The sequence below is a fragment of the Limnofasciculus baicalensis BBK-W-15 genome, from assembly GCF_024178385.1.
Lineage (GTDB): Bacteria > Cyanobacteriota > Cyanobacteriia > Cyanobacteriales > Coleofasciculaceae > Limnofasciculus > Limnofasciculus baicalensis.
Genome location: NZ_JAMZMM010000364.1, coordinates 1 through 6,153 on the forward strand (window position 1 = coordinate 1; position 6,153 = coordinate 6,153).

Here is a 6,153-nt window from a genome sequence, read left to right on the forward strand (position 1 = left end):
CCCCTAACCTCTAACGCCCAGCCCCTAACCTGTTTCAAAATAGGTAACTGAATCCCGGCAATACCCATAAATTCCTTACCCTAAAGTTATGCGATCTACCCTCAAGACGCTACCATCGACTAACCTATTAGAGGATTTACCTCTAGGCTCTACGCCAGACTCAATCCAACTGGATAATATAAAAACCCAGTTAGATTTGGTTTTACTGGGGCTAGAAGCCCTAGCAGGCATTGGCTCGGAGGAAATGCTTCAGGCTGCTACTGACTTAAAATTAGAGTCAATGGTATCAGATCGCGTGGGATTGTGGCGTTTGCGTCAGTCTAACCCCATGCGCAAAAGTTCCGGAGGGCGCAAAAAGCTAGATGTGGAAGAAGCGCGATCGCTAGTTCTCATTATCTGCTATCTGGCGAAACAGCATCAAGAGTTAATCCGCCGTGCTGTGACACTTTTGGAACAAATGGCGGAACAAAATAGCCCACCCCACCGCGCCGCCTTGTTAGGCGATTACCTAGACAAATTCAGCAACACCTACCAGGATCGTATGGAGGAAGGAGAAAATGTATCGCCAAATTTATTAAATCAGTTAGCGCTTAAATTATTAATCGATCTCCTATTTTATAGTAGCCCCAACGGTCATCGCCGACTCTGGCTGGCATTGTTGGGTAAGTTATCTTAGTTGTTTGAATAACCAATAACCAATAACCAACAACCAATGACAAACTCAGTTATCAAACGCTACACTCCACCCACATGCACCCTAGAAATTACAGCCAAAAGCTCACCACTGTCTCGCTGGGTGGGGCAATCTGTGGTAAAAGATTTACAATTTGAACTGCGGTTTGACGATCCGAGAAAATCAGATGAGAGTCGGATTGGCGTGCGGGGCGATCGCACGGGGTTAGAAAAATTGTGCGATGCTGTAACTACCTATGTTCAGGACTTTCTCCTTTCTTCGTCGAGCCAATTACCCTTGTCAAATTTCATGAGTCATGGTAATGAGGAGGGTGAAAGTCTCGGGAATTTATTAACTCTAACTCTATCCGTTAATAGATCGGAATCTGTCATCTCTCCCTCCTCAGAAGGAGCAGATATGTCAGATGACAGTCCAGATTTATACTCTAAATCGGAAACCAGCAAACTGCGAAAATTCCCAGGACAAATTTATTTATCACCTAAAGGCTTAGTTAGCCATAATTTATTTTTAGGTCAACTTGCTAATGAGGAATCGGGACCTGTTGTAGAATTGAGTGTTCTGCAACTGTTTGACTTAGCTACTGCTTTGGATGAATATGCCACTCAAATGGTAGCTTTGCCCAATCTTAAACAGACTCGTCAGCCCAAAACTCCACCTGCTTGGTCTTGGATAGCAGCATCTATGATATTAGCGGTAGGAGTCACCGCGACTACACTGAAATGGCGGAATCAGCCTAAATCTACTCAGCAAGCGGCAGCACCCCAAGCTCAACAGCCGACTCCAACACCAACCATTGCCCAAGCACCAATCCCGTCTCCGCCTTCTCCCCTGCCAACTCCAATAACACCAACTCCGATAGCTTTAGCACCGAAAATTCTGCCACCGATTCCAGTACAGCCGCCAGGGGTTCCCCTCCCCAATTCAACTCCAGTCCCCCAAGCTCAAAATCAAGCCCCTCAACGCCAAGGTATTGCTATTCCGGGTGGGCAACCTGCTTCTCAAACTGTACAGACTGGAAAAGTTCCCACACTTGGGCAAAATACACCCCCTAGACAAGTCCCCACACTTGGGCAAAATACACCCCCTAGACAAGTCCCCACACTTGGGCAAAATACACCCCCTAGACAAGTTCCCACACTTGGGCAAAATACACCCCCTAGACAAGTTCCCACACTTGGGCAACCTCCTGCCCGGAAAGTCCCCTCTAACCTCTCGAATCAAGCCCAAAATCCTCAAAATCAGCCACCGTCACTGCGAAAATTACCCAGTATAAAGACATCCCCTTCTCCACCTGAAATTGCGACGGGCGACATCGCATCTTCTACTGCTAACCGGAGTATTTCCCCCACAGCCCCAGTAACCTTGCCATCACCAGAGTCGGCAACAACGAGTGCGCCACCGAAAGGTAGACTATTTGACCAGACTCCTCAAGTGGCTGAGGCGAGAAGCTATCTCCAGTCGCGATGGAAACCGCCAGCAGACTTGACAAAGCGGTTGGAATATCGTATAATGATAGGTTTGGATGGCTCAATTGAACGAATTATTCCTCTAGGAGAAGCCGCAAGTATTTACATAGACCGCACGAATATACCAGCAATCGGTCAGCGATTTGTCTCTCCACCAGAGGGAAGTAATAATCGGCAAATTCGGGTTGTTTTGAATCCAGATGGTAGTGTGGAAACGTTTTTGGATAATTGAATATTTTTACAGGACTTGCAGCATTATTTAACGAAACTGCCCCCTAAAGCTAAAGCGAAAAAACCTTGATATTTGTTCTGACGGGGTGATAACTCTGGCTAGTGCGAGCGGCTTGCTTTACTCCCTTCGTTATTTCCTTATTGTTTCATTAAATCTTCAGCAATCCCATCTAGCCTTTTGTACCATAAATATTATGCTAGGCTAGGTCTTTCATCGGAGGAAGCTGATGAATTTGATGCAAAATCCAATATGGGGATACTTCACCAAAGTTATCCTCCTGACTCTAGTGTACCTTGGGGCAGCAAAATTAGGCGATTGGCTGACTGGGGGGACTAAATTAATCTCCGAATTCCTCTCAGTAGGGATTATTCAAGCTGTAATTTTGTTATTAGATACTCGTAAGATTTCCCTCTCAAATAAAGATAATAATCTTCCTTCTCCACTCAGGGCGAAGCATTTGGATAGTCAAATCCTGGCTAAACAACAAGAGTTATCCCCCAAATCCTTCGCCCCGACATCAGATTTACCCAACTCCCCACTCCCCATTTCATTAGGAGTAGCGCTGGGAGAATTTACTCTATCTTTGCTAGCAGGAATACCTTGGACTGTTGCTTGTGCTAGGGCAATCGGGTTTACATTGCAAGTTCTCGTGGGTGTGATTCTAGCACAGCGATGGCAAATCTGTCCTTCTTTGACACGTTTGCGGGATGTTTTGGGATTCTTTGTCTCTATGGTAATTTTATCGCCATTGGTGGGTACTACTATCAGTGTCATTAGTTTATATCTGGGAGGTGAGATTGGTAGGGATAATTTGGGAATGAATTGGTTAGTTAGCTGGCTAAGTAATGCCATGACAATTATGGTAGTAACGTCAGCGATATTAACTTGGGGATCTCCGATATTTACTACAGATTCATCAGATTCAAGTTTTTGCTCAAAACTTAAATCTCAATCCGGAAGAATCAAAACTATATTACATCCTCTATTTTTTGTTTGGCTAATTTCACTGATAACTGTCAGTTTGGTGCTACAAAGAGGAACGATCCTATCCGCTGATGAAGTTGGGATTAGCTTCCTATTTTCTAATATCCAATTTAAAATATTTAATTTTACCCATATTTTACCATATCTGACTTTCCCCTTTATCATCTGGGCTGCGATACAATTTGGTCAGGATGGCGCTGTACTAGGGATATTAATTTTATATGCCATGGGTATTTGGGGGTTGACTCATAATGAAATCAGTGATTTGAGTCAACAAATCTTAGAGTTTGATATATTTATCATTTTTGTGGCTATCAATAGTATGCTCCTAGCAGGAGCAATAAATGAACGGACTTTTGCAGAAGAGGAATTGCAATCCACTCAAGTGAAATATCGTCTGATAAATGAAGAACTACAAACCCAATTTCAAGAACGAACCCAGGCGCTAAAAGCTGGGAATCGACAACTATTAGCTGAAGTGGTACAACATAAGCAAATTCAAAAAGCTTTGCGGGAAAGTGAACGAAGGTTTCGGGCTATATTTGATGGAACATTTCAATTTATTGGATTACTTTCCCCAGATGGTACGGTATTAGAAGTAAATCAAACCGCTTTAAATTTTGCGGAGATGGCAGCCGATGAAGTGGTAAATCATCCCTTTTGGGAAGCACGATGGTGGGGGAGTTCCCCAGAAATTCAGGAACAGATTAAACAGACAATTGCAGCAGCGGCTATTGGTGACTTTATTCGTTACGAAGTAGAGTTTATCGGTAGTCAAAATAATATTGCCACGATTGACTTTTCCCTTAAGCCTGTACGGGATGAATTTGGGCAAGTTGTCTTGTTAATTTTTGAAGGCCGTGATATTACTATTCGCAGGCGTGCGGAGGCAAATCTCCACAAATCTCAGCAACGCCTTGCACTTTTAGTTCAACAAACACCATTGGCTGTAATTGAATGGAATGATCGAGAAGAAATAGTCGAGTGGAACTCTGCCGCACAAGCAATTTTTGGTTATAGTAAGGATGAAGTGATGGGTCATAAACTCGATCTAATTGTACCAGGAAGTGCTTCGAGTTATGTCAGGAGAATTATCGACGATCTTTGGTCTGGCAAAGGCGGTACTCGCTCATGCAATGAAAATATAAATAAAGCGGGCGATATTATTATTTGCGAGTGGTATAATACACCGCTAATTGACGCTCAGGGTAACGTATTAGGAGCAGCATCAATGGCTCAAGATGTTACCAAAAGAGAACAAGATAAAAAGGCATTACAGGAAAGTGAGGAACGATTTGCCCTGGCAATTGATGCGAATGAAAGCGGACTATTTGATATTAATTTTCAAACTAACGAGCGCTATTATTCTCCGCAATTTCTCAATCTAATTGGCTATCCTTCAGATGGGAATAAACTCACATTCGATGAGTTGATGAGTATGGTTCATCCTGAAGATTTACCTGGTGTAAAGACCCAAATGGATCGACTATTTGCTGGAAAAATATCTCAGTGGACGCTAGAATTTCGCATGTTCCACACTAACGGTTCAACTCCTTGGATATTTTCGCGGGGCTTGGTACTGCGGAATGATTGTGGTAAGGTAGTGCGGATGATTGGAACTCATACCGATATCAGCGATGTTTATAATGAGCTTCGCTTACGGAAACAAGCAGAAGCCGAATTACATCGTAAAACTATACAACAGCAACTATTTGCAGAAATTACCCTGAAAATTAGGCAGTCTTTACAGCTTGAAGAAATTCTGCAAACTACCGTTACCGAAGTGCAAAGAATTCTCCAAGTTGACAGAGCAATTATTTACCAATTAATGTTAGATGGAACAGGAACTGTTGTTACTGAAGCTGTCGTTCTTGACTGGATATCAATGGCCGGACAAACTATCCACGATCCTTGCTTTGCTGAAACTTACCTAGAGAAGTATCGCCAGGGAAGGATATCTGCGATCGCAGATATTTTACAGGGAGGATTACAACCCTGTCATATCGCACTATTGCAACCTTTTGGTGTGAGAGCCTATTTAATAGTACCCATTCTCCAGCGAGAAACTCTTTGGGGTTTACTAATAACTCATCAATGTAATAATTCTAGACATTGGCAAGATTTTGAAATCGATTTATTGCGCCAACTTGCCAATCAAGTAGGAATTGCAATCGCCCAAAGCCAATTATTAGAGCAAGAAACTCAAACCAACCAACAATTAGCTGAAAAAAATCTTCACTTGGAAGAAGCTAGAAGTGCAGCAGAAGCTGCTAATAATGCCAAAAGTGAATTTGTTGCTAATATGAGCCACGAATTACGCACCCCCTTAAATGGTATTTTAGGATACGTTCAAATCCTCAAAAGAGAACCTAATCTCAGTACTAAACAACATCAAGGATTAGAAGTAATTGAACAGTGTGGTCAACATTTATTGACTCTTCTCAATGATATTTTAGATCTCTCCAAAGTTGAAGCAGGAAAAATGGAACTCTCTGTGAGTGATTTCCAATTTCCCCATTTTCTGGAAGGCATTATCGAAATGATCGGGATTCGTGCTGAACAAAAAAATCTATCCTTTAATTTTGAACCGATTTCTCCCCTTCCCATAATAGTTTCCGGCGATGAAAGAAGGTTACGCCAAGTTTTAATCAATCTTCTCGGTAATGCAGTTAAATTTACAGATAGAGGTGAAATAACTTTTAAAGTCGGTTATCTCACAGATAATAGTACAGCGGATATAAGGATGGGGAAAGCCTTAATTCACAACGGACTTTATC

General features: G+C 42.5%; 3 protein-coding genes. All 3 read left to right on the forward strand.

Annotated features, from left to right (window positions below; translation table 11 throughout):
• The first annotated feature begins 88 nt into the window (after nt 1-88).
• The gene (locus NJ959_RS24465) at nt 89-676 is read left to right on the forward strand and encodes a DUF3038 domain-containing protein (RefSeq protein WP_254014361.1); all 588 of its coding nucleotides are present in this window, start codon (nt 89-91) and stop codon (nt 674-676) included.
• Nucleotides 677-712: 36 nt separating this feature from the next.
• Nucleotides 713-2,392 (forward strand): DUF4335 domain-containing protein, encoded by a 1,680-nt coding sequence (locus NJ959_RS24470; protein WP_254014362.1) that lies wholly within the window; start codon nt 713-715, stop codon nt 2,390-2,392.
• A gap of 235 nt (nt 2,393-2,627) precedes the next feature.
• A partial coding sequence (locus NJ959_RS24475; RefSeq protein ID WP_254014363.1) for a PAS domain S-box protein occupies nt 2,628-6,153 on the forward strand: 3,526 nt, incomplete at its 3' end.

Excerpts from the sequence above, each read along its gene's own strand:
- NJ959_RS24465 (WP_254014361.1), top strand. The coding sequence starts at position 89 with ATGCGATCTACCCTCAAGACGCTACCATCGACTAACCTATTAGAGGAT.
- NJ959_RS24470 (WP_254014362.1), top strand. The coding sequence starts at position 713 with ATGACAAACTCAGTTATCAAACGCTACACTCCACCCACATGCACCCTA.